Origin of the sequence: Brucella sp. IR073 (genome assembly GCF_049065735.1) — a bacterium.
Taxonomy (GTDB): Bacteria; Pseudomonadota; Alphaproteobacteria; order Rhizobiales; family Rhizobiaceae; genus Paramesorhizobium.
Genome location: NZ_JBAKHD010000004.1, coordinates 198,378 through 224,054, shown reverse-complemented (window position 1 = coordinate 224,054; position 25,677 = coordinate 198,378). Strand labels below are relative to the sequence as shown.

The window sequence follows — 25,677 nt, the reverse complement described above, 5'->3', positions numbered from 1 at the left end:
CATGGCCAATCTCGACTGGCTGACGAAGCGTCCTATCGCCCATCGCGGCCTGCATGATCTCAACGACAAATGCTGGGAGAACACGCTCCCGGCCTTTGACCGCGCGGCAAAGGCGGGTTTCGCCATCGAGTGTGACGTGCATCTTTCCGCCGATGGCGTTCCTATTGTCTTTCATGACGAGCATTTGAAGCGGCTGACGGGACAAGATGGCCAGATCCATGAGCTGACCGCCGCGCAATGCACCGCCCTGCATGTCGGGGGCACCGCCGACCGGGTGCCGACCTTGAGGGAGGCGCTGACGCTTATTGCGGGCCGCGTGGCTGTCATCATCGAGCTCAAGGGCATTGCCGGGCGGGATGATGGGCTTGTCGCGGCGGTGGCACGGGAACTGGACGGCTATCAGGGCCACGCCGCCATCATGTCTTTCGACCATCACCTGGTCAGACGCTTCCCGGCCGACGCGCCGGGCATTCCCGGCGGGCTCACTGCGGAGGGGGCGAAGACCAGGGATATCGAGGCGCATTTTTCCCTGCTCGCGCATGAACTCGCCTTCGTTTCCTATAATGTCCACCACCTGCCCAACCCGTTCGTCACCTTCGTTCGGGAAAAGCTGAACATGCCGGTCATTACGTGGACGGTCAGGAACGAGGCGCAGAAAGCCCAGAGCGATCTGTTCGCGGATCAGATTACGTTCGAGGGTTTCGATCCGGATTCAATGCTGGCTTGATAAGTATAGCGAATAGCGAGTAGGGAATAGCGGATAGAAAGACATTCCTATTCGCTACGCACTATTCGCTATCGCTATTTGGGACGAGGCAATTGAACGGACGGGAGCAAGACGAGCGCGGTTTTACCTTAGCCGTTTGCAACGGTCTTTCCGCCTTTACGCGCGAGGAGTGGGACAGCCTTTCCGGAACTTCCAGGGAAGCGGAAGGCTATAACCCCTTCATTTCATATGATTTTTTGAGCGCTCTGGAAGATTCCGGCTGCGTTACGCCCGCCACCGGCTGGCTGCCGCGGCATTTGCGCCTTCAGGATGACGATGGCCGGCTTCTGGGCGCGGTGCCCTGCTATCTCAAGGGCCACAGCCAGGGCGAATATGTCTTCGACCATGGTTGGGCCGACGCCTTCGAGCGCGCGGGCGGCGACTATTATCCGAAATATCAGGTCGCGGTGCCGTTCACGCCCGCCACCGGCCCGCGCCTTCTTCATAGTACAGCGTTCGAGCCGCAGGCCGTACGGCAGGCTCTTGCGGCCGGGATTCGGCAACTGACGGTTCAACACGGCGTATCCTCGGCCCATGTCACCTTCCTGCCCGAAAGCGAGCTGCCCGAGCTGACGGAAGCCGGATTCCTGCATCGAACCGACCAGCAGTTCCACTTCATCAATGAAGGCTACTCGGCTTACGAGGATTTTCTCGAAACGCTCGCCTCACGCAAGCGCAAGGCGCTGAAACGCGAGCGGCGCGAGGCGCTGAGCAGCGGCATCACCATAGAATGGCTGACGGGAAGCGATCTAACTGAGGCCATATGGGATCAATTTTTCGCCTTTTATATGGATACAGGTAGTCGAAAATGGGGCCGCCCCTATCTCAACCGCGAATTCTACTCGCTGATCGGCGAGCGGATGGCTGATGACATCCTCCTTGTCATGGCCAAGCGCGATGGGCGCTATATCGCCGGGGCCATCAACTTCATCGGCGAGGATCGCCTTTTCGGGCGGCATTGGGGCTGCATCGAGGACCATCCCTTCCTGCATTTCGAGGTCTGCTACCATCAGGCCATCGACTTCGCCATCGCAAAGGGAATAAGGGTCGTGGAGGCGGGCGCACAGGGCGAGCACAAGCTCGCACGCGGCTATGTGCCCGTCACGACCCATTCAGCCCATTACATCGCGCATGAGGGTTTCCGCCGCGCGGTGGAGGACTATCTGATCCGCGAGCGCCGTGAAATCGAGCAATTGAACGAAGCCCTGCGCGAGCACACCCCATTCAAAAAGTATCAAGAGGAGCTATGAATGACCTATGACGACAACAATGTCTTCGCGCGCATCCTGCGCGGAGAAATCCCGTCCAATCGCGTCTATGAGGACGAGCATGTCGTCGCCTTCATGGATGTGATGCCGCAGGGCGAAGGCCATACGCTGGTGGTGCCGAAAGCCGCCTCGCGCAATCTGCTCGACGCCGCGCCGCATACGCTTGGACCATTGCTCGCCGCCGTGCAGAAAATCGCCGTCGCGGTGAAAAAGGCCTTCGCGGCCGATGGCGTGACGATCATGCAGTTCAACGAGCCGGCGGGCGGTCAGTCGGTGTTCCACCTGCATTTTCACGTCATTCCTCGCTTCGACGGCCTCGCGCTGAAGCCTCATAGCGGCAAGATGGAAGACCCGGACGTGCTCGCGCGCAATGCGGAGAAGATCAAGGCAGTGCTTTGATTTTATAGAAGCAGCAGCCCTATAACGAGCAATATCTCCGCCACTGCGACGCCAACCAGAACGCGCTTGCCGGTGGCGAGATAGACGGCAAAGCCGGCTGCCGCCGCGCCCACGCGCAGCCAGAGCGGGGAGCTTGCGAGTTCCCCGGTCGGGTAAAGAATGAGTTGGGCGATAACCGCGGCGACCAGCGCCGTGGCGATGCAGCGCACCAGCACGAGCGCCTGGCTGTCCTCGCGAATGCGCCCGCCTATAAGCACCCCGAGGAAGCGCCAGGTATCGGTTGCCAGCCATCCTGCAAGCAGGATGAAAACGAACGGCCACCACCAGTCGGGAAAACTCTCCCAGGTCATTTCGCCCTCATGCGGCTCAGTTGGATCCGGTGGACCATGAAGGCCGCGATGCCACCCACAGTGCCGGTCAGGAGCAGATCATAGCCCGGCGCGATGCCGTGGAAGACCGGGAACAGGACAAGTCCGGCGACCATCGCCACATTCCCCGCTCTCTCTCGCGTCGAGCGCCAGAGCGAGGTCAGGAAATACATCGGCGTCAGCATGAACAGGGCCGCGAAAACGATAGGCGGGAAGCTCGCCGAAAGCATGTAGACGATGGCGACGATCAGCGCATTGGTGCCGACAAGCACCATGCCGATCCCGGCGAAATAGCTGGTGCGCAGGTCGCGCGGGATCTTGCGCAGCTCTTCCATCGCCATCACCCATGCGGTGACCGCGACGAAATGGGACAGGAATAGCAGCGTGATGCGCCGGGTGCGAGGGCCCTGCAATTCCGGCAGCAGCGACACGACCATCGGCATCAGGCGCACCGAAGAAAGCGCAACGGCCAGCGCCGCCGCCGGCAATGTCGCGCCGGACGCCACCGCGCCGATCAGCACCACTTTCCCCGGCAGCGCCCAGATGACGAGAGTCATGAAGACGGTCTGCGCCATCGTCATGCCGCTTTCGATGGCGAGCCCAGCAAAACCAACGAAGGAGCTCATCAGCAACACGGCGGGGACACTGAAAATCCTCGACGCGCCGCGCAGAAACCAGTTGAGGCGGGTGGCGAAATCTGGAGGCTCGGAGGCGGACTCGACGGTAGGTTCTGGCATGAAGCCGCAAGTAGACCACCGCGCCTTTATCGGCAAGCCGATTGTGCCAACTTGTTTATGGTGCGGCGATTCCATGTTAGCGTCCGGTCTTCTGAAAAGGGACGGAGGGAACTGTGTCGATCGAATTATATCTGGGTTTTCTGGCTGCCACGGTAGCGCTTGCTCTCATGCCGGGGCCTAACGTCGCGCTGATCACGGCAAATTCCGTCGCCTACGGGCGCAAGTTCGGGTTGATCACCGTTCTGGGCACCACCGCCGCCATGATTCCGCAGTTGACACTGACCGTGCTGGGCATGAGCGGACTCCTGGCGCTGGCTGGCGAACTGTTCGAATGGGTGCGCTGGGTTGGGGTCGCCTATCTCGTCTATCTCGGCTTCCAGGCGTGGCGGTCACCGAGCATCGACCTTACCCAGATCAAGCCGGAGCCGCGCTCGGCGCGCGCGATCTTCTGGCGCGGCTTCCTGGTGTCATCGGCGAACCCGAAGACATTGCTGTTCTACGGCGCGTTTTTCCCGCAGTTCGTCTCTCCGGATGCGCCGATCGTGCGGCAACTGATCCTTCTGTCGGTGTCGTTCCTCACCATCGCCCTCACCTTCGATTCCTGCTGGGCACTCCTCGCCGATCGCTTGCGCGGCCTGCTGGCATCGCGGGGCCTGGTGCGGAACCGGCTCACGGGTTCGTTCTATTTTGCCGCGGCGGTTGGGTTGGCGAGTGTGAAGCGGGGGTGATTGTCCAGGGGCAAACACATGCATGTCTGCGAGACAGCGCCCCCCTCTGCCCTGCCGGGCATCTCCCCCGCAAGGGGGGAGATTGGCTGTCAGTTCCGCTTTCGCCAATCACGAACGTAGCAGAACAGAGAGCCGCCATCGATGAAGGCTGATCTCCCCCCCTCGCGGGGGAGATGTCCGGCAGGACAGAGGGGGGGGTGCTGTCCCGCGACATTTCGCGGATAAGAATGCCCAACGCGCACAAAAAAGCCGCCCCGAAGGACGGCTTTCTTTGTCTCAACACAACCAGCTTACTTCCGCGGCACCTTCGGCACCGAAGCCTTGGCGCGCGGCGCGGGTTTGTCCACGGCGGCCACCTTTTCAGGCTCGGCCTTTTTCGCCGCAGTCCGCTTCTTTGCCGTAGCCTTCTTCTCTGCTGGAATGTCCTTCTTCGGCTTGACCGGGACTTCGTCCGCAATGCTCTCAAGAAGCAGCGTGGACGCGCCATCGGCCTTTTCGCCGACGGTGACGCGGACCGTGCCGCCATTTTTAAGCTTGCCGAACAGCACCTCATCCGCCAGTGGCTTCTTGATGTGCTCCTGGATGACGCGAGCCAAAGGCCGGGCGCCCATGCGCTCGTCATAGCCCTTGTCGGCAAGCCAGGCGATGGCTTCGTCGGTGAGCTGGAAGGTCACGCCGCGGTCGGCGAGCTGCGCCTCGAGCTGCAGAACGAATTTCTGCACCACCTGATGGATAACAGGCACAGGCAGCGGGCCGAACGGAATGATCGCGTCGAGGCGGTTGCGGAATTCCGGCGTGAACAGCCGGTTGATCGCTTCCATGTCGTCGCCCTCGCGCCGCGAGGAACCGAAGCCGATGGCCGCCTTGGCGAGGTCCGCCGCGCCCGCATTGGTCGTCATGATCAGGATGACGTTGCGGAAATCGATCTGCTTGCCGTTGTGGTCGGTCAGCTTGCCATGGTCCATGACCTGCAGGAGAATGTTGAACAGGTCCGGATGCGCCTTCTCGATTTCATCGAGCAGCAGCACACAATGCGGATGCTGATCCACGCCATCGGTGAGCAAGCCGCCCTGGTCGAAGCCGACATAGCCCGGAGGGGCGCCAATCAGCCGCGAAACGGTGTGACGCTCCATATATTCCGACATGTCGAAGCGCAGCAGTTCCACGCCGAGCGAGCTTGCCAGCTGCTTGGCGACTTCCGTCTTACCGACGCCGGTGGGACCGGAGAACAGATAGCTGCCGATAGGCTTATCCGGCTCGCGCAGCCCAGCGCGGGCAAGCTTGATCGCCGCGGAGAGCGCCTCGATGGCGAGATCCTGGCCGTAGACAACGCGCTTCAGCTCGGCCTCGAGGTTCGAAAGCACCTCCTCGTCATCCTTGGAGACGGATTTCGGCGGGATACGTGCCATGGTGGCGATGGTCGCCTCGATCTCCTTGACACCGATGGTCTTCTTGCGCTTCGACTCCGGCAACAGCATCTGGCTCGCGCCCGTCTCGTCGATGACGTCGATGGCCTTATCCGGCAGCTTGCGGTCCGAAATGTAGCGGGCCGAGAGCTCCACCGCGGACTTGATCGCTTCCACGGTGTATTTCACCTTATGGAAGTCCTCGAAATAGGGCTTCAACCCCTTCATGATTTCGATCGCGTCCGGGATCGACGGCTCGTTGACGTCGATCTTCTGGAAGCGGCGGACCAGCGCCCGATCTTTCTCGAAGAACTGGCGGAACTCCTTATAGGTGGTGGAGCCGATGCAGCGGATCGCGCCGGAGGAGAGCGCCGGCTTCAAGAGGTTCGAGGCGTCCATAGCCCCGCCCGAGGTCGCACCCGCACCGATGACAGTGTGAATCTCATCAATGAAGAGGACCGCGCCGGGATAATCCTCCAGCTCCTTCACCACCTGCTTCAGACGCTCCTCGAAATCGCCGCGATAGCGCGTGCCGGCCAGCAGCGTGCCCATGTCGAGCGCGAAGATGGTGGCGTTGAGAAGCACGTTCGGGACATCGCCTTCGACGATGCGCTTGGCAAGCCCCTCAGCAATCGCCGTCTTGCCGACGCCGGGATCGCCGACATAGAGCGGGTTGTTCTTGGAGCGGCGGCACAGAACCTGGATGGTGCGGTTGATTTCGGAATCGCGCCCGATCAAGGGGTCGATGCGCCCTGCCCGCGCCTTGTCGTTGAGATTGACGCAATAGGCGGTCAGCGCATCCTGCTTTTTCTTGGCGCTGTCATCCTGCTCCTGCGCCGGATGCTCCTCGCCATTGGCCTCCGCGCCGCGCGGGCCGCGGGTTTCCGCCGCGCCTGGGCGCTTGGAAATGCCGTGCGAGATGTAGTTGACCGCGTCGTAACGGGTCATCTGCTGTTCCTGCAGGAAATAAGCGGCGTGACTCTCGCGCTCCGCGAAAATGGCGACCAGCACGTTCGCGCCCGTCACTTCCTCGCGGTTCGAGGACTGGACGTGAATAACCGCGCGCTGAATGACGCGCTGGAAAGCCGCCGTGGGCTTCGAATCCTCGTCATATCCCGTCACGAGATTGTCGAGCTCGCGATCGACATATTCGGTGACGGTACGCCGCAGATGCTCCATGTCGACATTGCAGGCGCGCATGACCGCGCCGGCATCCTGATCGTCGATCAGGGCCAGCAGAAGATGCTCCAGCGTCGCATATTCATGATGCCGTTCGTTAGCGATTGTCAGGGCCTGGTGAAGCGCCCTTTCAAGGCTGGGGGAGAATGATGGCATGCGACCTCACTTTTTTTCCATCACGCATTGCAGCGGATGCTCGTGTTGGCGGGCGAAATCCATAACCTGCGTTACCTTGGTCTCCGCGACCTCGTAAGTAAAGACCCCGCATTCGCCAACGCCATGATTGTGAACATGGAGCATGATGCGGGTGGCATCGTCCCTGTTCTTCTGGAAGAAGCGCTCCAGCACATGGACCACGAATTCCATGGGCGTGTAATCGTCATTGATCAGGAGAACCCGATAGAGGCTCGGCTTCTTGGCTTTTGGCTTCGTTCGCGTGATGACGGCGGTGCCACGGCCCACAGTACTGCCGCTCCCGCCTTCATCGCTTTGCATGACCAATTCGAAACGGATCATCGTCTTAAAACACCTAGGGTCAGGACCTGTGCTCAAGCGCTGCTCCATAATGTAGGGTGCGGCACGCTGATTTTAAGCCCTCGTTTGGCAGTTGCAACTCACTTCCGGATTCTCATCATAACACGGAATCCGAAAGAAACAGTTGCAAGAAATGGGGGAAGTTTTCCCGAACCTATATGGGGCCCCGCTCCATGGTTTTCCAAGGTCCCTGGCATCCATCCAAAGGCTTTTGGGCCAAATCTTAATAAAATTTTTATGAAATCCCCGCGAAAAAATGAACAGGCCGGTTACCATAAACGGATTGGTAACGCTATGGCCGATAGGGTCAGGAAAATCATGGGTCGCGTTCGCAGCGCGCATCCAAACCACAATCGCATACCAGGCAGGTAGTCATCGTGCGTACAGCGTTCCGTCAAGCCGCCTCCGTGTTCACAAAGGCGGCGCAGGCCATCCTGGCGTTCACAGTCATTACCGGTTGCTCCACGGCAAGCGTTCCTCCCGCCCAGGCCGACTCCGGCAAATATGCCGCGATCGTTGTCGACGCCAATAACGGCAAGACGCTGTTTGCCGCCAATGCGGATGCCCCGCGCTACCCCGCATCGCTGACAAAGATGATGACGCTCTATATGCTGTTCGAGGCGATGCACGCCGGGCGTGTCAATGAAAACACGCAGATGCCCGTTTCCGCCTACGCCGCGTCACGCCCGCCGACGAAGCTCGGTCTCAAGCCCGGCCAGACGCTCCGGGTCGAAGATGCTATCCTCGGCCTCATCACCCGTTCCGCCAACGACGCCGCCGCCGTCATCGGTGAATATCTCGGGGGTTCCGAGCAGCGCTTCGCGCAGATGATGACCGTCAAAGCCCGCCGGCTCGGCATGAGAAGCACCCAATTCCGCAACGCGTCCGGCCTGCCCGACCGGGCGCAGCGCTCGACCGCGCGCGACATGGCCATTCTCGGCATTGCGCTGCGCGAGCATTTCCCGCGTGAGTTCGCCTATTTCTCCGCACGCAGCTTCGTCTACAAAGGCCGCACCATCCGGGGTCATAACCGCCTGCTCGGCAAAGTCGCGGGGGTGGACGGCATCAAGACCGGCTATACGCGCGATTCCGGCTATAACCTCGTGTCTTCGGTCAAGGTTGACGGTCGCAAGGTCGTCGCGGTGGTCATGGGCGGCAAGAGCGGCGGCGCCCGCGATGCGCATATGACCGCCCTTCTCGCGAAATATGTGCCGAAGGCATCGCGCCGCAGCGGCGAGCCGCTGCTTGCCGCACGGGATACCACGCCTGTCCAGATTACGCCGGTCGCGCTCCCCGAGGCCGAAGAGGTGCCCGTGCCGGTCGCCCGCGTGGAAACGGAAGAAGCGTATGGCCAGGGCGATGCCGATGATGAAGTGGTCACGGCCCTTGCCGCCCCCACACCCCGGCCCGCCGCAGCCGTTGCGGTGGCATCCATCGCCAAGCCCCAGGCCGCGCCCGCGCATGTCGACCCTGTCACCACCGCCTCCGCCCGCGCCTCCGGCGGGTGGGCGATCCAGATCGGCTCGCTCCCGAGCCCCGAACAGGCGCAGGCGATGCTTGCCAAGGCAGCCACCGAGGCCGGATCGACGCTCGCCGCCGTAACGGCCCGCACGGAAACCTTCGAACAGAAATCAAAGACCTTCTATCGCGCGCGCTTCGTCGGCTTCGAGACCCAGACCGCAGCCTCGAAGGCTTGCGCTGTCCTGAAAAGAAAAGATTTCAGCTGCTACGCGATCGCCCAGTAAAAATTCTGATTGGGCGCCCCGCCGTCCAGTCATTTTTTACCAAAACCCGCAATAGTTATCAGTAGAGGGTTTTTCCATGCCGAAAAAGCAGAAGATCACTGGAATCCAGAGCGCGCATGCAAAAGTAGAAGCGACGTCGCTTCTTAACATGCAGGCCCTGCATCAAGCCGCCGTTCGCCTGGCCGACCTGAAGCGAGGCGGATCGACGCTGACCACGCGCGATCTCGTGGCGCTGCTGATCTGCCATGCCGCGCGCAGTCGCAGAGCCGCCCTGCCCTTTTCACCGGTTCATCTGCATACATCCGACCCGCGCGGGATGAAGGCGATCCGGCTGCGTTTTCACTGAGCCGAGCGATCAGCCACTTACCCATTTAATCGCGCCTCTGTGTCAATTCTCCCCACCAGGCGTTGATAAACGTGCGTTCTGCTAGTTGCGTGCCGACGCGTATTGACTTCTATTGTTAGTTGCAGGAAAATGGCGCCGTTCAATCATTTGTATTAACCCCTAAGGATCATTCAATGACTATCTATCTCAATTCTTTAGGTACTTTGTCCTTCACGGATACGCCAATTGCTGTTGTCCCAGACGAGTCTGCCCGGAAATTTTACGTCTTGATGCAGCTCCCGCCCGACATAACCGGAAGCTATATAGTTCCGGTGTCCTACCAAAATGGCCAGGCGATAGCGGGTTCCAACATATATCTTTGGAAGGACAATTTGAATATTGCGCTGGATCCCAAAAGAAAGCGCCTTTACGGAGCACCGGATCTTTATGAAATTTCCGGCTTCGGCATTAAAATATACGATACGAGCAACGAGTTTAACCTCATAGACGTCATAGGGTACGGCGGGAACATCGACCTGAATTCGGATGAATTCTCCGTGCCATCAATGGCGGTGTTCGATGATTTACTTGTTGTCGGCCTTGCCACGCCTTCCCTGGGCGAGGTATGGGTATATGATCTTGTGACCAAACAGTCGAATTATTATCCAACGACCTCCTATCAATTTGCCTCCAGCCAATTTGTATATCATCGCGACACGATCTTTTTTACAAGTGCTGGTTGGAATTTGTATTGGATATCCAAGGGGGCCAATAATATTAGCCAACTGGCTATACCACAAGGACCGCCAGCAGGGATTGCGTTGGATAGGAATAACGCGCGCCTTTATGTTCCGATACAGGAAGGAACAGGCCTAGTGAATATCTACAGTCTCGCTTCGCTACCGCCAATTTCCGTTGGCTTGCCAATTTCATTACAAGCAGCTCCGTTCTTCGGAACCACAACGGTAATAGATAATTTAAACAGATATCAATATATATCCACGGTTGCCAGCCCGGGTATACTGATGTTTGACATAAATTCTAATCAGGTGATTAACCCGCAGTCACCACCTATTCAACCAGAGGCCCGGCCATTATCCATCATCGAGCAGGATCATGTCATTTGTGCAGTTTATAGCAGTAATAAGCGCGTTACTCTCTATCAGCAGACATCCAGTTGATTGGCGATACCTCGCTTAAAGCAACCCCAGCGCCGCCAATTCCTGGCGCAGTTCCATCGGCAGAGCGGCGCGGCCTTTCGCGCCGTTTGAGAGATCGGCGGGAACTTCGTTTTCCTTGAGATACCGCCATCCCTGAAATGCCCGGCGCGGCTGCCATTCGGTGAGAACAAGCCTAGGCTCCAGCACCAGATGGCAGCGCTGGATACCGTCCGTGTCCGTGAAGGGCCGGATATCGGTGAGCCGCTGGCGGCACTGGATGTTGCCTTTGATCACCCAATAGAGCGAACCGCCGTCGAGAAGCTCGTCAATGCGCTTGGGCACCATCCGGGTGGTGTGAAACTGCTCCGGCAATTCACCGGCGGCGCGCTTCTCCTCCAGCCGGAAATCGATCCACGCCGCCAGATCCTCGATGCTGTCGCACCCAACGCAGAGTTTTACGATGTGAAGTGGCATGGCATCCCAATAAAGGGAATAAGGGAGTAGGGGAATAGGGGAGTATGTTTGCATAACAACATATTCCCTTACTCCCTTCCCTCAACACTCCACCACATTGACCGCCAGCCCGCCCTGGCTCGTTTCTTTGTAGCGCTCGTTCATGTCGATGCCGGTTTGGCGCATGGTTTCGATGCAGGCGTCGAGCGGCACGAAATGGGTGCCGTCGCCCTTGATCGCCAGCGAAGCGGCTGTGACCGCCTTCACCGCGCCAAGCGCGTTGCGCTCGATGCAGGGGACCTGCACCAGTCCGGCGACCGGGTCGCAAGTCATGCCGAGATGATGCTCGAGCGCGATCTCCGCTGCGTTCTCGATCTGCTCAGGCGTACCGCCCAGTACGGCTGCGAGCCCCGCCGCGGCCATGGCCGAAGCGGAGCCCACCTCTCCCTGGCACCCGACTTCCGCGCCTGAGATGGAAGCATTGTGCTTGATGACGCCGCCGATGGCCGCCGAGGTCAGCAGGAAATCACGGATGCCCTTCTGGTCCGCATCGTCATGGAAGCGGACGTAATAGCGCAGTACCGCCGGCACGACGCCCGCCGCGCCATTGGTCGGCGCGGTCACGACACGCCCACCCGCAGCATTCTCCTCATTGACCGCCATTGCGTAAACCGAGAGCCAGTCATTGGCGAGCAGCGGATTCCTCCGGTTCTGCCGCCATTCTTCCTCCAGCCGATCATGCAGCTGGCGCGCACGACGGCGCACCTTGAGGCCGCCGGGCATGATGCCCTCCTGTCGCAGCCCCCGTTCGATGCAGGCGCGCATCGCCTCCCAGATGCGGTCGAGCCCATCATCGAGCGCGGCGCGGTTCATTCGGGTTTCTTCATTGGCCCGCTTCATCTCGGCAATGGAAAGGCCGCTCTCGCGCGCCATCGCCAGCATTTCGGCCGCATTGGCGAATGGGTAAGGCACATTGGCGGCTTGGGGAGCCGCGCCGCCGCTTTTCTGCTTTGCCAACTCCTCCTCGGTAACCACGAAGCCGCCGCCGATGGAATAATAGACCCGGCGGAGCAGGAGACGCTCGTCGGCATCGTAGGCCTCGAAGGCAAGGCCGTTGGCATGGCCGGGAAGCGCCACCTTTCGGTCCATGACGAGATCGTTATCGGGATCGAAGCGATAGGCGGGATGCCCCGCAGGATGAATGCGTTTTTCCGCCCGGACACGATCGATGATGTCAGCCATGCGGTCGGGGTCGATTTTATCAGGCAGATGGCCGCAGAGTCCCAGAATAACAGCCCGATCCGTCGCATGGCCGACGCCGGTGAAGGCGAGCGAACCATGCAGCCGCGCCATGAGGCGGGCCACCTTCACGCCTGCCGGACGCGGCCAGTGGCCGTCCTTCAGTTCGGTAAGAAAGAGATTTGCCGCCGTCATCGGCCCCATCGTGTGGGAACTCGAAGGGCCTATCCCAATCTTGTAGAGATCGAATACTGAGAGAAACATGCCGGTCCACTATATCAGTTCAGATGAAGATGGACCACACCGGGAAAAATGCGAATTCCAATGCCGACCTTCGCTTATCCGCCTACGACAGACACGCCGCCCGGCGCGGGCAGCACTTCACCAATCTTGCCACTGAACCAATAAGCCGCGAGGCCCAGCCATTCCCGCATTGCAATGGTGACCTGTGTGAGATTCCCCAGCGGATTCTGGAGATCGATGGTGAAATGCCTATCGGGGCGGGTTGAATAATCGACCGGCCAGGCGATGACAGGAAAACCTGCCTGCCGGAAGCATCCTACAGAGCGCGGCATGTGAAACGCGGAGGTGACGAGAAGCCAGGTTTCGCCCGGTTGCGGCTTCACCATCTCGCGGGAGTAGACTGCGTTTTCATAGGTATTACGCGACCGATCTTCGAAAAAAAGCCTGTCTCCTGTCAGCGAGAAATCGCGGAAAAGCGCACGGGTGCTTATTGCGTCAGGCACGGAATCCTCGAAAAATGTCCCCTCTCCGCCGGAAACGACGATGCGCGCTTCCGGGTAATGCCGCGCCAGGCGCATCGTCTCGATGATCCGGTCGGCCGCGCCGTTAACCTCATGGCCGCCGCGTGATGCGTTGATTTCGCCTTCCATATAGCCGCCAAGGACGACGATGCCGTCTATTCTCGCCGGCAGCGCGGGGCGCGTGAACCGGTCTTCCAGCGGCAGGAGCATGATGTTCCCCAAGGTCGTGAATCCGGCAAGGGCGAGGAGAACCGTTGTAATGCTCGAGAATGCGAGTCCCAGACGCCACCAGCCGAGAGCAATTGCCAGTATCGACACCAGCAGCCCTGCAAGGAGCAAACTTATAGGCTGGACGAACAGCCAGAATATCTTCGACGCGGCAAAAAACACTGATACCCTCTCCCCTCTGACAAGGCGGTTTTGACCGCCGTCCCGCCTTGAATTAAAGAGGACATTCAAGCGTTTTCAGCGAACACGCAACCCGCTTTTCGGCCCCTTTTGCGGAATTCTTTATGCAGCTTGAACAGACCGCCGCCGGCTCCCACCCAGCAACGAAGCAGCGCCTTGCGCGAATCGATATCGCTCGGGGCGTCGCCCTGCTTGCCATGGTGATTTACCATGGGGGCTGGGATTTCGAATTCTTCGGCTATCTCGACCCCGGCACAACGGGGCATGGCGGGTGGAAGCTCTTCGCACGCATGATCGCGTCGAGCTTCCTTGTTCTTGCCGGCTTCAGCCTCGTGCTGGCGCATGAAAAAGGCATTCGCTGGAAGTCTTTCGGCATTCGGCTTGCCGAGATCGCGGGCGCGGCGCTCGCCATTACGCTCGTCACCTGGTACCTGATGCCGGGCAGTTTCATCTTCTTCGGCATCCTGCACCAGATCGCGCTGGCGAGCCTGTTGGGGCTGTTATTTCTGTGGCTGCCTATATCAGTCATCATCGTCTGCGCGGCGGCGATCATCGCCCTGCCATTTTATTATCAATCGCCCCTTTTCGACCACCCTGCCCTTTGGTGGGTCGGACTCTCGACCGTCTTCCCGCGCTCCAATGATTATGTGCCGCTCTTCCCATGGTTCGGCGCGGTGCTGACAGGGATGGCGCTTGCGCGGATATTCCAGCGCTTCCAGCTCATGCCGATCTTGCAGAACGGCACAGGCATTGCCGCCATCGACCGTCCGCTCACCTTCATCGGCAGGCACAGCCTCGCCTTCTACCTCACGCATCAACCGATACTTATCTCCTGCGTCTTCCTCATCGCACAGATATTTCCGCCTTCGATGGCGGACCAGCACGCAAAGTTCATCCAAACCTGCGAGCAAAGCTGCCAGATAACCAATGACGGGCAATTCTGCCGCCGCTTCTGCTCTTGCGTCACCACGACGCTCGATCAGACTAAGCTGTTCGACGAACTGTTCCAGAACAGGATCTCGACGGAAAGCCCGGAGATTCGTGGCATTGCCAATATGTGCACGAAGGAGAGCGAGACCACCGGGAATTAGATCAATTGAGCCGGAGGTCGCGAACGGACGATGGCTGCTCGGGTAAGCGCAAAAAGGACAGGGAACTCCCATTCCCCGTCCTCAGTCCAGATAAATTAATGCACGGGCGGCCTTTTTATGGGGCCAGCCAAACTATTACGCCGCCTTGCGGTTGATCGTGCTTTCGGCCAGCGCGGTGAGCTTCTGGTCGGTCGCCTTTTCTTCCTTGAGATTTTGCTCGAAAAGCGCCGCGCAGTCGCCGCGGCCCAGTTCGTTGGCCCAGGCAATCAGCGTGCCGTAGCGCGTGATTTCATAATGCTCCACGGCCTGCGCCGCCGCGATCAGCGCCGCGTCCATCACGGTCGGATCGTCGACCTCGCCGGCGATCTCGTTCGCTTCCTCGATGATGCCGTCTATCGCCGGGCAATTGACGCCCTTAGCCTCGACACCATAGAGCTCGAACGCCTCTTCCAGACGCTTGATCTGGTTCTTTGTCTCGTTCAGATGCTTTTCAAAGCCCATCCGAAGCTCGGAATTCTGCGTCTTCTCCATCATCTGGGGAAGCGCCTTGGCAATCTGCTGCTCGGCGTAATACACGTCGCGCATGGTGTGGACGAAAAGGTCGTCCATAGAGCGGATATCCTTCGAGAAGAAGCCCATAGCAGTTGTCTCCTTGACCGGTTACGCCTATCCTCACGGGGGAACACAGAAGAAACGTCAGGCTGGATATTTGGTTCCTTTTTTAACGCAAGGGCTGCTTGACGTGCCGAGGCTACTGAGCCTCGGAGGAACAGGGGCGCAATCAGCTTCCGGTCAGATCGAACTGCGCATCATGCAGCCGGCGATAAATCCCCCCGGCGGCGATGAGGTCGCGGTGTTTGCCCTGCTCCGCCACGCCAGTCTCATCGACCACGACGATGCGATCGGCATTGCGGATCGTCGCCAGCCGGTGCGCGATGATGAGCGTGGTGCGCCCCGCTGAAAGCTCGGTCAGCGATTGCTGGATCGCCCGTTCGGTTTCGGTATCGAGCGCCGAGGTCGCCTCATCGAGAATGAGGATCGGCGGGTTCTTGAGGAACATGCGCGCAATGGCCAGACGCTGCTTTTGGCCGCCCGAAAGTTTCACCCCGCGCTCGCCGATAACAGTGTCATAACCATCGGGCAGGCTCACGATCATCGCCTCCAGCCGCGCCCGCTGCGCTGCCGCTTCGATTTCCTGGTCATCAGCGCCGAGACGGCCATAGGCGATATTTTCACGGATCGTGCCGCCGAACAGGAACACGTCCTGCTGGACGATGCCGATTTGCTCACGCAGGGAGGCGAGCGTCATCTTGCGGATGTCCACGCCATCGATACGGATTTCGCCCGCCTCGATCTCATAGAAGCGCGGCAGCAGCGAGCAGAGCGTGGTCTTGCCCGCTCCGGACGGACCGACAAACGCCACCGTCTCGCCCGCGCGGATATCCAGATCGATGCCGCGCAGCACCTTCTTGTCCGCGCTATAGCCGAAGGTGACGCCACGATAGCTTATATCGCCCTTGAGGTGCGACACGGCGACAGCATCCGGTGCATCGATAATATCGGGCTCGGTATCCAGCAACTCGGTATAGCGGCGGAACCCGGCAATGCCCTTGGGGTAGGTCTCAATGACGGAGTTGATCTTCTCGATGGGGCGGATGAACACGCCAACCAGCAGCAGAAAGCTGATGAAGCCGCCATTGGTCAATTGCCCATGCAGCACGAACCATGTGCCTGCCAGCATGACGATGAGTTGAGTCAGCCGCATCGACATATAGCTGAGCGATGTGCTCGCCGCCATGATACGATAGGCCTCGAGCTTGGTTTGGCGATAGCGGCTGTTGTCCTGCGCGAAAAGCTTGCGCTCGTGATCTTCGTTGGCGAAGGCCTGCACGACGCGCATTCCGCCGACATTCTCCTCGATCCGCACATTGAAATCCCCGATGCGGCGATAGAGCGCCTGCCAGTTGCGCGTCATGCGCCCGCCATAGCGGCTCGTCAGCCAGGCCACCAGCGGCACCACCGCAGCCGTGATCAGGGCGAGATGGACATTGACCGAGAACATCAGCGCAAAGGCGCCGAGGAACGTCATGATGGCGATGAAGAGGTCTTCCGGCCCGTGATGGGCGACCTCTCCCACCTCCTCCAGATCCTTGGTGACGCGGGCGATGAGATGGCCGGTCTTGTTGTTGTCGTAGAACCGAAAGGAGAGCTTCTGGAGATGATCGAAGAGCTTGCGCCGCATCTCCGTCTCGATGTTGATCCCGAGCTTGTGTCCCCAATAGGTCACGATCGCCATCAGCCCGGTGTTGACGAGATAGACGAAAAGAAGTCCGGCGGAGGCAAGAAGGATCAGCACCCAGTCCTGCCCGGGCAGGAGATGGTCGACAAAGATCTTGATCGCCATCGGGAAGCCCAGCTCCAGAAGACCGGAGAGGACGGCACAGCCAAAATCAAGAAGAAACAGCCCCTTATGAGGCCTGTAGTAGGAAAAGAACCGCCGGAGCATCACCAGAACCTGGATTTATCCGGCAGGGAATCGCCGGATTAATTATTTTCGTCTTTTTCACGCCGTGCATTATCGCCATCGAAGCCGCGGCGCCAGTAGGAAACGACGAGATGCTCCTGCTTGGCGAGCTTGCACTCCTTGCGCAGGTAAGTGCGGATGGCGCGGAAGGCGCTGAACTCGCAGCCGGCCCAGGCATGGATGCGCGTGCCGTGGGCAGGGAATTCCACCGCGCGGACCGCATCGGCGAGAAGCGTCGTCGTGCCGGGCTCGCGCCCGTTGCGGTGCAGCCAGACGAGATCGATATCGGCGCTGGAATAGAGCTTCTGCTCCTCGGCGGCGCTGTCCACCTCGATGCGGACCACGGCCTTAACGTGAGCCGGCAGATCTTCCAGAATACGGCCAATGGCGGGAAGCGCGGTTTCGTCGCCGGCGAAGAGATACCAGTCGGCCTCCTGCAAATCGCCGCCGCCCGGTCCGGTCATGCCGACCAGATCGCCCTCTTTCGCATTGAGCGCAAAGGACGAACCCGGCGTCTCGTCGCCCTCATGAAGCACGATGTCGATATCCACCTCTCCCCGCTCCACATCGATATTGCGGATCGTGTAGATGCGGTTGACGAGCTTGTTCTCGCCCTCCGGCCAGACCGGGCGTCCGTCCTCGCCCGTCACCGGCCATTGCGGCTGCGCCACATCCTTCGGCGGGAAGAACAGGCGCACATGCAGCCCGCCATGGGTGAAGCGTTGCAGATCCTTGCCGCGCAGCGTGACGCGGCGCATATGCGGTGTGATGTTGCGGGCGGAGATGACGCGCATCTCGCGGAAATAAGGCAGCGGCGAGCCCGCCGCGCCATGGCCGCTCCAGACGATCCTCGGCGTCTGGCCATCTGCGAATTCAAGCAGATGCTCCGCCACGGCATATTTAACATAGGCGAGGCCCGTATCGTCCTCGCCCTCGGCCAGGAAGGTCAGGCTCTCATCATCGGCTTCAACCACCGCCCGGCCATAGGAAAGCGCAATCTCGCCCCCCCGCTCCGCCGTGGTGATAGCCCCATGTTCCGCAAAATGTTCCAGAAGCCTGCTCATGATGACATGAGGCTGCGAAAGCGTGACGCGGGTGGTGGCGCTGAGAAGATGCGGCATTTCTTGGCTCCCGGACATCCGAAAGATACGGTGATGAAGCCTTAGCCGAAGGTAATATGACTATGCAAGTCATGTTTTAAAAAATCGGATGGAATTTATCAGGATTGGTGCGTGGGGTTAGTCAGCGACGACCATCCGTAGTGACCCACAACATCGGCCACCTGCGATTGCTTAGTGTTTGCATGCCGGCCCTGATACCTGGCCCAGAGCAAAGCACCATATCCTCCAGCAGCTATCAGAACCGGGAGAACGAAAAGATAAAAGAGCTGAGAGAAGGTCACAGCTTAGCGCCAATAATCGCTATTATAGCGTTTCTGGTACCAAAGCCAGCCGAAGCACACTACGCCAACGAGAATCGGAAAAACCCACCACATGAATATCTCAGCGCTCATTCCGAAGTCTCCCGAGGACAAAACTTGCTATTAAATGTAATCCAATAGCCGGAAAAATCCAAGCCGAGACATTCAAGGCAGGCACAAGCATGTCCGTTCCCGGCTTGAAATTGAACGTATTGCCGAGAACGCCAACGGCAATGAATGCGGTAGACAGTCGGTCCAGATTGGACGCCAGCAGCTTTATTCGCTCATTGCGAACCAATGAAGTCTCATCAATTAATGACATTTCCCCCTCTCCCGATGCTCCCCATTCTGCCTTATCACATCGGCTTCACTCCGGAAAGCATTGTCACCGGCAGCGCCTGACGCCAGACGTCAAATCCCCCCAGCGGCGCGGCGTGGCTGACGGATAGCCGCGTCAGTTCTCCGCCAATCTTCTTCTGCCACTCCACCAGCATCATCTCGCTCTGCATGGTCACGGCATTGGCGACGAACCGCCCGCCGGGCTTCAAGCTGTTCCAGCAGGCTTCCGCCACGCCTTCATCGGTAAAGCCGCCGCCGATGAAAACCGCATCCGGCGCTTCGAGGCCGACCAATGCAACCGGCGCCTCGCCCTTGACGAGCTCCAGCCCGGGCACACCGAGCGCCAGGCGGTTGCGCTCGATCATTCCCTGCCGCCCTTCATGCGCCTCGATGGCGATCGTGCGGCAGGTGGGGTGGGCGCGCATCCATTCGATGCCGATGGAGCCGCATCCCGCCCCCACATCCCACAGCAATTCGCGTGGCTTCGGCGCGAGGCGCGCGAGTGTGGCAGCGCGCACGTCGCGCTTGGTGAGTTGCCCGTCATTCTCGAACGCCGCGTCGGGCAGCCCCGCCAGCAGCGAAAAGGCGACTGCCCCGCCCCGGCATTCGACAGCCAGAACGTTGAGATCGGCGGTGCGCCCATGCGCCCAACCGCTCGCCATGCCTTCGATCTGGCGCTCTTTCGGTCCGCCCAAATGTTCGAGGACCGTCATATGGCTCTCGCCGAAGCCGCGCGCCTCCAGCATCCGCGCCGTTTGTCCCGGTGTCTCGCCATCATTGCTGAGGATCAAGAGACAGTTGCCGGGCTGGATGTAAGCTTCGATTATTTCCAGCGGACGGCCATGGACGCTGAGCAGCGTCACATCCTGCAAGGGCCAGGCCATGCGCGCCGCCGCAAGCGAGAAGGAGGACGGAAATGGCAGAATATGCATTTCCTGGCGTGCAACATGGCGCGCGAACACCGCCCCCACGCCATAGAACATCGGGTCGCCGCTCGCCAGCACCGCTATCCGCGAGCCCCGATGCGCCAGGACCATGTCGATACCTGCGGAAAACGGCGCCGGCCATGGAACCCGTTCGCCCTTGATATCGCTGCCCAGAAAATCGAGATGCCGCCTTCCGCCGAAGATGATCCCGGCTGCGGCCAGAGCATCACGCGCGGCGAGGCCGAGCCCGTCCATGCCGTCTTCCCCGATGCCGATGATCGTCAGCCATGGTGTCATGTCGCTTCCAGACCTTGTTCGTAATCATGTTTTCGATAGGTGTGATGGTGATATAACATCTGGATGACAAGACGGAACGGAGAAAACCGAGTGCTGAATGCATGCGCCATATCGGGCGGCAGGGTGGACAGGCGGTCCGCCTGCCCCGGCCTGTTCCGCATGACGGAAGCCGCGGATGGGCGCATTTGCCGGGTGAAACTCTCCTGCGGTCGCCTCTCCACGTCTCAGGCGCGCGCGGTCGCCGATGTCGCGGAAAGACATGGCAACGGCATCATCGAACTCACCAGCCGCGCCAATCTGCAATTGCGTGGGATCGGCCCTGATAATGCGGATGATGTGATTGTGGCGCTCATGGAGGCCGGTCTCGGGCCGCTCGTGCCCGAAGGCGACGATATCCGCAATGTGATGGTCAATCCGACTGCGGGGATCGATACGAATCTCGCTTTCGACACCCTTCCCCTTGCTGGAAGCCTGCTTGAAACCCTGCAAACGACGCCGGCCTATTACGCACTGTCGCCCAAATTCTCGATCCTCATCGACGGCGGCGAGGCTTGCGCCCACACGGAGCATACGAGCGACATCTGGATTGCGGCAACCGAGGATGGCGAGCGCTTCGTCTTCGGTCTTGCGTCGTGTCCGCCGGTGGCACCCTCCTTCCCCCTTGCGGGGATTGAGGAGCGTTCGGCCGTAGGCCAAGGAAAAGCCAACGATTTGGCTTTTCCAGCGACGAACGTTGCGGAGCAGACGGATGGGGGTGGTGACGCTTGCACCTCTGTCTTCAGCAAAAGCGCAAACGTAACCACCCCCATCCGCCCGCTGACGCGGGCACCTTCCCCGCAAGGGGGAAGGAGGGAGTCTGCCCTGGGCACGGTCCACCTCGAAAATGCCCGTGCCCTCGTCACCGGCCTCCTCGACCTTTTTCTGGAATTGAGCGCGACGCGTCCTGGCGTCACGCGTATGAAGCATCTTCTCGCTGAAATGCCCGCATCAGATGTGCTGGAGCGGCTGAAGACCCGCCTCGCCTTCTCCATAGCCCCCGCGGACAATTGGCATCGCGCTGCCCCGCGCCCCTTCGCGCATCTGGGTGTGCATCCACAGTGGCAGGAAGGGCTCGCCTATGCGGGAGCCGCCGCGCCGCTCGGACGGCTGACACCGGAGCGGCTGCGCGCGATTGCCGATATTGCCGCTGAAGCCAATGGCGGGCAGATTCGCCTGACGCCATGGCAAGGCGTGCTTCTGCCCGACATTACCGAGAACCAAGCCCCCAGCGTTTTGGAGCGTCTCTCCGCCACCGGCCTTATTGATGAGCCGGGCCACCCGCTTGCGGATATCATCACCTGCTCCGGTTCCACAGGCTGCGTCTCGGCGCTAGCGGATACACAAACTGACGCCGCGAAGCTTGCGGGGCTGCTCGACGAGGCCGCGCCAGTGCATCTCACCGGCTGCCCGAAATCCTGCGCCGCCATCCGCCCGGCCCCGGCCACGCTCGTCGCGGTCGGCCAAGGGCGTTACGACCTCTTTTTACGCCAACCCGCTGGACCATCGCGCTTCGGACGGCTATTGGCGGCAAACATCACAATCGAAGAAGCGGCGCTTTTGCTTAAAGCATGATCCCGAAAAGTTGCAGACTTTTCGGATAAGATCATGCAATGAAACAGAAAACGCCCGCCGGAAAATGACCGATGCCCGATCATAAAATGGACTATATCAAAGACGGCCAGCAGATTTACGACCGTTCCTTCTCCATCATCCGCGCCGAGGCGGACCTGTCGCGCATTCCCGCCGATCTGGAAAAGCTCGCCGTGCGCGTCGCCCATGCCAGCGGCATGGTGGATGTGGTGGACGATCTGGTCTTTTCTGAAGGCGCTGGCGAAGCCGGGCGCAAGGCGCTGGCCGCAGGAGCGCCAATCCTCTGCGACGCGCGCATGGTGGCCGAGGGCGTCACCCGCTCGCGCCTGCCTGGAAACAATGAGGTGATCTGCACGCTCTCCGACCCGTCCGTGCCCGGGCTGGCGAAGGAGATGGGCAATACCCGCTCCGCCGTAGCGCTGGAACTCTGGCGACCTTATCTGGCGGGCAGCATCGTCGCTATCGGTAATGCGCCGACCGCTCTCTTCCGCCTCCTCGAAATGCTCGACGAAGGCGCGCCGAGGCCGGCGCTGATCCTGGGCTTCCCCGTCGGCTTCGTCGGCGCGGCGGAATCGAAGGATGCGCTGGCGGAAAACAGCCGCGGCGTTCCCTTCGTCATCATCCGCGGGCGGCGCGGAGGCAGCGCCATGGCAGCGGCGGCGGTCAATGCGCTCGCTACGGAGCGGGAATGATGGTCAAGCCCGGTCGGCTTTTTGGCTTAGGGGTAGGCCCCGGCGACCCCGAACTTATTACCGTGAAAGCCCTGAAGCGCCTCAAGGCTGCGCCGGTGGTCGCCTATCACGCAGCCAAGGGCAAGAAGGGCAACGCGCTTTCCATCGTGGAGGACTATCTTTCGCCTGAGCAGACCCTGCTGCCGCTCGTCTATCCTGTGACGACTGAAAAGCTCCCCGCCGGTATGGATTACGAGACAATCATCAGCCATTTTTACGCCGGGATCGCTGCCACTCTCGCCGAACATCTCGATGCGGGGCGCGATGTCGCCGTCATCGCCGAGGGAGACCCACTGTTCTACGGCTCGTTCATGTATATCCATGACCGGCTGGCGCATCTTTACGAAACCGAGGTGGTGCCGGGTATCTGCTCGTTTCTGGGCGCTGCCGCGGTGCTCGGCGCGCCGGTCGCCTATCGCAATCAGACACTGACCGTCCTCTCCGGCGTGCTCGATGCCGCCGAACTCAAGCGCCGCCTCGCCGACACGGAGGCGGCTGTCATTATGAAGCTCGGGCAGAACCTGGCGAAAGTGCGCGGCGTTCTGGAAGGGCTGGGCCTCATGGACCGCGCGCTTTATGTCGAACGCGCCACCATGCGCAACGAGCGCATCATTCCCCTCAAAGAGGTGGAGCCGGATGAATCGCCCTATTTCTCGTTAATCCTCGTGCCCGGCCAGAAGTGGAACGGATGATGGAACGCGCCGAAACAGGTTTCCCAGCCATTCTCGTTCTTGGCGAAAACAGCCTTGAAACAGCCCATCATATCCGTGTTGCCCTCGGTGACGGGGATATTTATGGCCTCAAACCCCGAGTCAAAAAGGCCGATATCTCTTTCGCCGATTTCGGGGCCACGTTGCGCGAACTCTATGAGGCTGGGCGGCCCATCATCGCCCTCTGCGCCGCAGGCATCGTCATTCGGGCATTGGCGCGGCTCCTCGAAAACAAGCGGGCCGAGCCGCCGGTGCTGGCGGTGGCGGAAGATGGCAGCGCGGTGGTGCCGCTGCTGGGCGGCCTCTCGGGCGTCAACGAACTGGCGCGGCGCATCGCAGCCGCCTTCGATGTCGCCCCCGCCATTACCACCACGGGCGAATTGCGCTTCGGCGTGAACCTGCTTCACCCCCCCGCGGGCTACACGCTCATCAACCCCGACGCCGGCAAGAAATTCATCTCCGACCTGCTGGCGGGCGAGAAGGTGAAGCTCGTGGGCGATGCGCCGTGGCTGCTGGATTCAAAATTGCCGATCGACTCGGATGGACGCCTCACGATCAGTGTGGTGACCGAAAGCCGAGAGCCGCAAGAGAACGAGCTTCTTTATTCGACTCCGGCCCGGAGAGCCAAACGCGGGCGGCTTGCCGTTATCGGCCTTGGCCCCGGCGATCCCATGCTGATGACCCCCGCCGTGCGGCAGGAGTTGCAGCGGGCAGAGGATATTCTCGGTTACGAGACCTATGTGCGCATGGCAGGCCCCTTCCGGCCCGACCAGATCCAGCACATGACCGACAATCGCGAGGAAATGCAGCGCGCCCGACACGCCTTCGCCCTCGCGGCCACCGGGCGCTCGGTTGCCATGCTGTCCTCCGGCGACCCCGGCATTTTCGCCATGGCGGCGGCGGTGCTGGAGGCGCTGCATGAATCCAATGACCCCGCATGGCACGAGGTCGAGCTCGTCATCCTCCCCGGCATATCCGCCGCCATGGCCGCAGCCGCCCGCATCGGCGCACCGCTCGGCCATGATTTCTGCATTCTGTCGCTATCGGACAATCTGAAGCCATGGACGATGATCACAAACCGGCTCGACCACGCGGCCCGCGCGGATTTCGTCATCGCACTCTATAACCCGATCTCCAAAGCGCGTCCGTGGCAGCTGGGTGAAGCGCTGGATGTTCTGCGCAAGCACCGCACGCCCGAAACACCCGTCGTGCTCGGGCGGGATGTCGGCAGGCCGGGAGAAAAGATTTCCGTCACCAGCCTCGGGGAACTGACGCCTGATCGGGTCGATATGCGCACGGTGGTCATCGTGGGGTCTTCGACGACGCAGCGCTTTAGAAAACCTGATGGCAGCGAATGGGTCTACACCCCGCGGTGGTATGGCGAGAAGCGCCCTTCTTATTAGAGCGGGATGCGATTAAGCCCGTAAATAGCACCCTCGGAGCATGGATCGGCTTTGCCGCGCAAAGCCGATGTAGCATGCGATACCGGGGGAACGGTGTCTTTTCAATTCACCTTCCCGCTTACGCCCGCCTGCTCGAAAGTGGCCATGCCGGTGTGTGTTAGGGCGGCGGCCTTGACGATGCCGGCGGCGAGCGCCGCGCCGGTACCCTCACCCAGCCGCATATCGAGGTCGAGGAGCGGCTTCTTGCCCATCTTTTCCAGCACCTTGCGATGGCCCGGTTCCGCCGAGACATGGGCGAAAAGGCAATGGTCCACCGCCGCCGGGCTCGCCGCATGAAGCACCGCAGCGGCGGCGGTCGCAACATAGCCGTCGACGATGACAGGCACTTTCTCCATGCGCGCAGCGAGAATAGCACCGGCCATCGCTGCGATTTCGCGTCCGCCCAGGCGGCGCAGCAGTTCCAGCGGGTCCTTCAGATGGCTGCGATGGAGTTCCACCGCGGTGCGCACCGCCGCAACCTTGCGCTTCATCCCGTCGCCGTTCGATCCCGTGCCCGGCCCGACCCACTCCTCCGCCGTGCCGCCATAAAGGCCATGGCAGATCGCAGCCGCGATGGTGGTGTTGCCGATCCCCATCTCGCCGATGCAGAGAAGGTCCGTGCCACCGGCAATCGCTTCCATGCCGAAGGCCATCGTAGCGGCGCAGGTTTTCTCGTCCATCGCCGCTTCCTCGGTGATGTCGCCGGTCGGATATTCGAGCGCCAGGTCGAAGACTTTCAGGCCAAGATCATAGGCGATACAAAGCTGATTGATGGCCGCGCCGCCAGCGGCGAAATTCTCCACCATCTGCGCCGTCACGCTCGAGGGAAAGGGAGAAACCCCCTTGGCCGTGACGCCATGATTGCCCGCGAAGACGGCGACGAGCGGCCGCGTTACCTGCGGCTTCGCCCTGCCTGTCCACGCGGCCAGCCAGACGGCGATTTCCTCCAGCCGCCCGAGCGAGCCGGCGGGCTTGGTCAACACCGCATCGCGCTCGCGCACCGCCTGGGCCGCCCGTTCATCCGGTCCCGGCAGGTTGCGGATCAGTTCACGGAAATCGTCGAATGGGAGGCCGGTCGTGCTCATTTCT

The 25,677-nt window shown here is 60.6% G+C and carries 25 protein-coding genes; 12 read left to right on the top strand and 13 right to left on the bottom strand.

All coding sequences use genetic code 11. From position 1 onward, the window contains the following. Position 1 precedes the first annotated feature (1 nt). The 3 genes from ACOWVG_RS10470 (at position 2) to ACOWVG_RS10460 (ending at position 2,433) form a co-directional block, all read left to right on the top strand. The gene (locus ACOWVG_RS10470; protein WP_420962000.1) at positions 2-727 is read left to right on the top strand and encodes a glycerophosphodiester phosphodiesterase; all 726 of its coding nucleotides are present in this window, start codon (positions 2-4) and stop codon (positions 725-727) included. A 92-nt stretch (positions 728-819) separates the two neighbouring features. After that, positions 820-2,016 carry a GNAT family N-acetyltransferase gene (locus ACOWVG_RS10465; protein ID WP_420961999.1) on the top strand — a complete coding sequence of 399 codons (1,197 nt, stop codon included), beginning with the start codon at positions 820-822 and terminating at the stop codon, positions 2,014-2,016. Then, positions 2,017-2,433: an HIT family protein gene (locus ACOWVG_RS10460; RefSeq protein WP_420961997.1), complete on the top strand. Its 417-nt coding sequence runs from the start codon at positions 2,017-2,019 to the stop codon at positions 2,431-2,433. Positions 2,434-2,435: 2 nt separating this feature from the next. On the opposite strand, the gene ACOWVG_RS10455 is transcribed toward ACOWVG_RS10460, so the two are convergent. After that, positions 2,436-2,783 (bottom strand): AzlD domain-containing protein, encoded by a 348-nt coding sequence (locus tag ACOWVG_RS10455; RefSeq protein WP_420961996.1) that lies wholly within the window; start codon positions 2,781-2,783, stop codon positions 2,436-2,438. Then, positions 2,780-3,538, bottom strand: a complete 759-nt coding sequence (locus ACOWVG_RS10450) for an AzlC family ABC transporter permease (protein WP_420961995.1) — start codon at positions 3,536-3,538, stop codon at positions 2,780-2,782. The genes ACOWVG_RS10455 and ACOWVG_RS10450 overlap by 4 nt, the downstream gene beginning before the upstream one ends. Positions 3,539-3,651: 113 nt before the next feature. Here ACOWVG_RS10450 and ACOWVG_RS10445 point away from each other — a divergent pair, with 113 nt between their 5' ends. Continuing rightward, positions 3,652-4,266: a LysE family translocator gene (locus tag ACOWVG_RS10445; protein ID WP_420961994.1), complete on the top strand. Its 615-nt coding sequence runs from the start codon at positions 3,652-3,654 to the stop codon at positions 4,264-4,266. 290 nt (positions 4,267-4,556) lie between these two features. On the opposite strand, the gene clpA is transcribed toward ACOWVG_RS10445, so the two are convergent. Both clpA and clpS read right to left on the bottom strand, forming a co-directional pair. After that, positions 4,557-7,007 (bottom strand): ATP-dependent Clp protease ATP-binding subunit ClpA, encoded by a 2,451-nt coding sequence (gene clpA, locus ACOWVG_RS10440; protein WP_420961993.1) that lies wholly within the window; start codon positions 7,005-7,007, stop codon positions 4,557-4,559. A 6-nt stretch (positions 7,008-7,013) separates the two neighbouring features. After that, positions 7,014-7,367 (bottom strand): ATP-dependent Clp protease adapter ClpS, encoded by a 354-nt coding sequence (gene clpS, locus ACOWVG_RS10435; protein WP_420961992.1) that lies wholly within the window; start codon positions 7,365-7,367, stop codon positions 7,014-7,016. A 395-nt stretch (positions 7,368-7,762) separates the two neighbouring features. Between clpS and ACOWVG_RS10430 the strand changes: the two genes are divergently transcribed. The 3 genes from ACOWVG_RS10430 (at position 7,763) to ACOWVG_RS10420 (ending at position 10,636) form a co-directional block, all read left to right on the top strand. Beyond that, entirely contained in the window at positions 7,763-9,130 is a 1,368-nt protein-coding gene (locus ACOWVG_RS10430) for a D-alanyl-D-alanine carboxypeptidase (RefSeq protein WP_420961991.1), read from the top strand. 76 nt (positions 9,131-9,206) lie between these two features. Next, the gene (locus ACOWVG_RS10425; RefSeq protein ID WP_420961990.1) at positions 9,207-9,476 is read left to right on the top strand and encodes a hypothetical protein; all 270 of its coding nucleotides are present in this window, start codon (positions 9,207-9,209) and stop codon (positions 9,474-9,476) included. A gap of 173 nt (positions 9,477-9,649) precedes the next feature. After that, positions 9,650-10,636 (top strand): hypothetical protein, encoded by a 987-nt coding sequence (locus ACOWVG_RS10420; RefSeq protein ID WP_420961989.1) that lies wholly within the window; start codon positions 9,650-9,652, stop codon positions 10,634-10,636. Positions 10,637-10,651: 15 nt separating this feature from the next. Here the strand turns inward: ACOWVG_RS10420 and ACOWVG_RS10415 are convergent, their stop codons facing one another. The 3 genes from ACOWVG_RS10415 to ACOWVG_RS10405 form a co-directional block, all read right to left on the bottom strand. Beyond that, a complete protein-coding gene (locus tag ACOWVG_RS10415; RefSeq protein ID WP_420961987.1) occupies positions 10,652-11,089 on the bottom strand; it encodes a DUF1489 family protein in 438 nt (145 codons plus the stop codon). A gap of 81 nt (positions 11,090-11,170) precedes the next feature. Continuing rightward, the gene (locus tag ACOWVG_RS10410; RefSeq protein WP_420961985.1) at positions 11,171-12,571 is read right to left on the bottom strand and encodes an L-serine ammonia-lyase; all 1,401 of its coding nucleotides are present in this window, start codon (positions 12,569-12,571) and stop codon (positions 11,171-11,173) included. Between the two features lie 74 nt (positions 12,572-12,645). Further along, entirely contained in the window at positions 12,646-13,461 is an 816-nt protein-coding gene (locus ACOWVG_RS10405) for a YdcF family protein (protein WP_420961984.1), read from the bottom strand. Positions 13,462-13,583: 122 nt separating this feature from the next. On the opposite strand from ACOWVG_RS10405, the gene ACOWVG_RS10400 reads away from it, so the two are divergent. Beyond that, on the top strand, positions 13,584-14,570 hold the full coding sequence (locus ACOWVG_RS10400) for a heparan-alpha-glucosaminide N-acetyltransferase (RefSeq protein WP_420961982.1): 987 nt from the start codon (positions 13,584-13,586) through the stop codon (positions 14,568-14,570). 135 nt (positions 14,571-14,705) lie between these two features. Here ACOWVG_RS10400 and ACOWVG_RS10395 read toward each other — a convergent pair whose 3' ends face one another. The 5 genes from ACOWVG_RS10395 to cbiE form a co-directional block, all read right to left on the bottom strand. Then, complete coding sequence (locus ACOWVG_RS10395) at positions 14,706-15,209, bottom strand: ferritin-like domain-containing protein (RefSeq protein WP_420961980.1); 504 nt, start codon at positions 15,207-15,209, stop codon at positions 14,706-14,708. Between the two features lie 142 nt (positions 15,210-15,351). Next, entirely contained in the window at positions 15,352-17,076 is a 1,725-nt protein-coding gene (locus ACOWVG_RS10390; protein WP_420961978.1) for an ABC transporter ATP-binding protein, read from the bottom strand. Between the two features lie 38 nt (positions 17,077-17,114). After that, positions 17,115-18,215 carry a DUF2218 domain-containing protein gene (locus ACOWVG_RS10385; RefSeq protein WP_420961976.1) on the bottom strand — a complete coding sequence of 367 codons (1,101 nt, stop codon included), beginning with the start codon at positions 18,213-18,215 and terminating at the stop codon, positions 17,115-17,117. 381 nt (positions 18,216-18,596) lie between these two features. Continuing rightward, on the bottom strand, positions 18,597-18,836 hold the full coding sequence (locus ACOWVG_RS10380) for a hypothetical protein (protein WP_420961975.1): 240 nt from the start codon (positions 18,834-18,836) through the stop codon (positions 18,597-18,599). 34 nt (positions 18,837-18,870) lie between these two features. After that, positions 18,871-20,076, bottom strand: coding sequence for a precorrin-6y C5,15-methyltransferase (decarboxylating) subunit CbiE (cbiE, locus tag ACOWVG_RS10375; protein ID WP_420961973.1), 1,206 nt, complete (start codon positions 20,074-20,076; stop codon positions 18,871-18,873). Positions 20,077-20,166: 90 nt separating this feature from the next. Here cbiE and ACOWVG_RS10370 point away from each other — a divergent pair, with 90 nt between their 5' ends. From ACOWVG_RS10370 to cobJ, 4 genes are all read left to right on the top strand, one after another. Further along, positions 20,167-21,687 carry a precorrin-3B synthase gene (locus ACOWVG_RS10370; RefSeq protein ID WP_420961971.1) on the top strand — a complete coding sequence of 507 codons (1,521 nt, stop codon included), beginning with the start codon at positions 20,167-20,169 and terminating at the stop codon, positions 21,685-21,687. 86 nt (positions 21,688-21,773) lie between these two features. Next, complete coding sequence (locus ACOWVG_RS10365) at positions 21,774-22,397, top strand: precorrin-8X methylmutase (protein ID WP_420962412.1); 624 nt, start codon at positions 21,774-21,776, stop codon at positions 22,395-22,397. Continuing rightward, entirely contained in the window at positions 22,397-23,128 is a 732-nt protein-coding gene (locus ACOWVG_RS10360; RefSeq protein WP_420962411.1) for a precorrin-2 C(20)-methyltransferase, read from the top strand. Before ACOWVG_RS10365 ends, ACOWVG_RS10360 begins: the two co-directional genes overlap by 1 nt. Further along, positions 23,128-24,549, top strand: coding sequence for a precorrin-3B C(17)-methyltransferase (gene cobJ / locus ACOWVG_RS10355; RefSeq protein WP_420961969.1), 1,422 nt, complete (start codon positions 23,128-23,130; stop codon positions 24,547-24,549). Before ACOWVG_RS10360 ends, cobJ begins: the two co-directional genes overlap by 1 nt. A gap of 101 nt (positions 24,550-24,650) precedes the next feature. On the opposite strand, the gene cobT is transcribed toward cobJ, so the two are convergent. Further along, complete coding sequence (cobT, locus tag ACOWVG_RS10350; protein WP_420961967.1) at positions 24,651-25,673, bottom strand: nicotinate-nucleotide--dimethylbenzimidazole phosphoribosyltransferase; 1,023 nt, start codon at positions 25,671-25,673, stop codon at positions 24,651-24,653. Between the last annotated feature and the right edge of the window lie 4 nt (positions 25,674-25,677).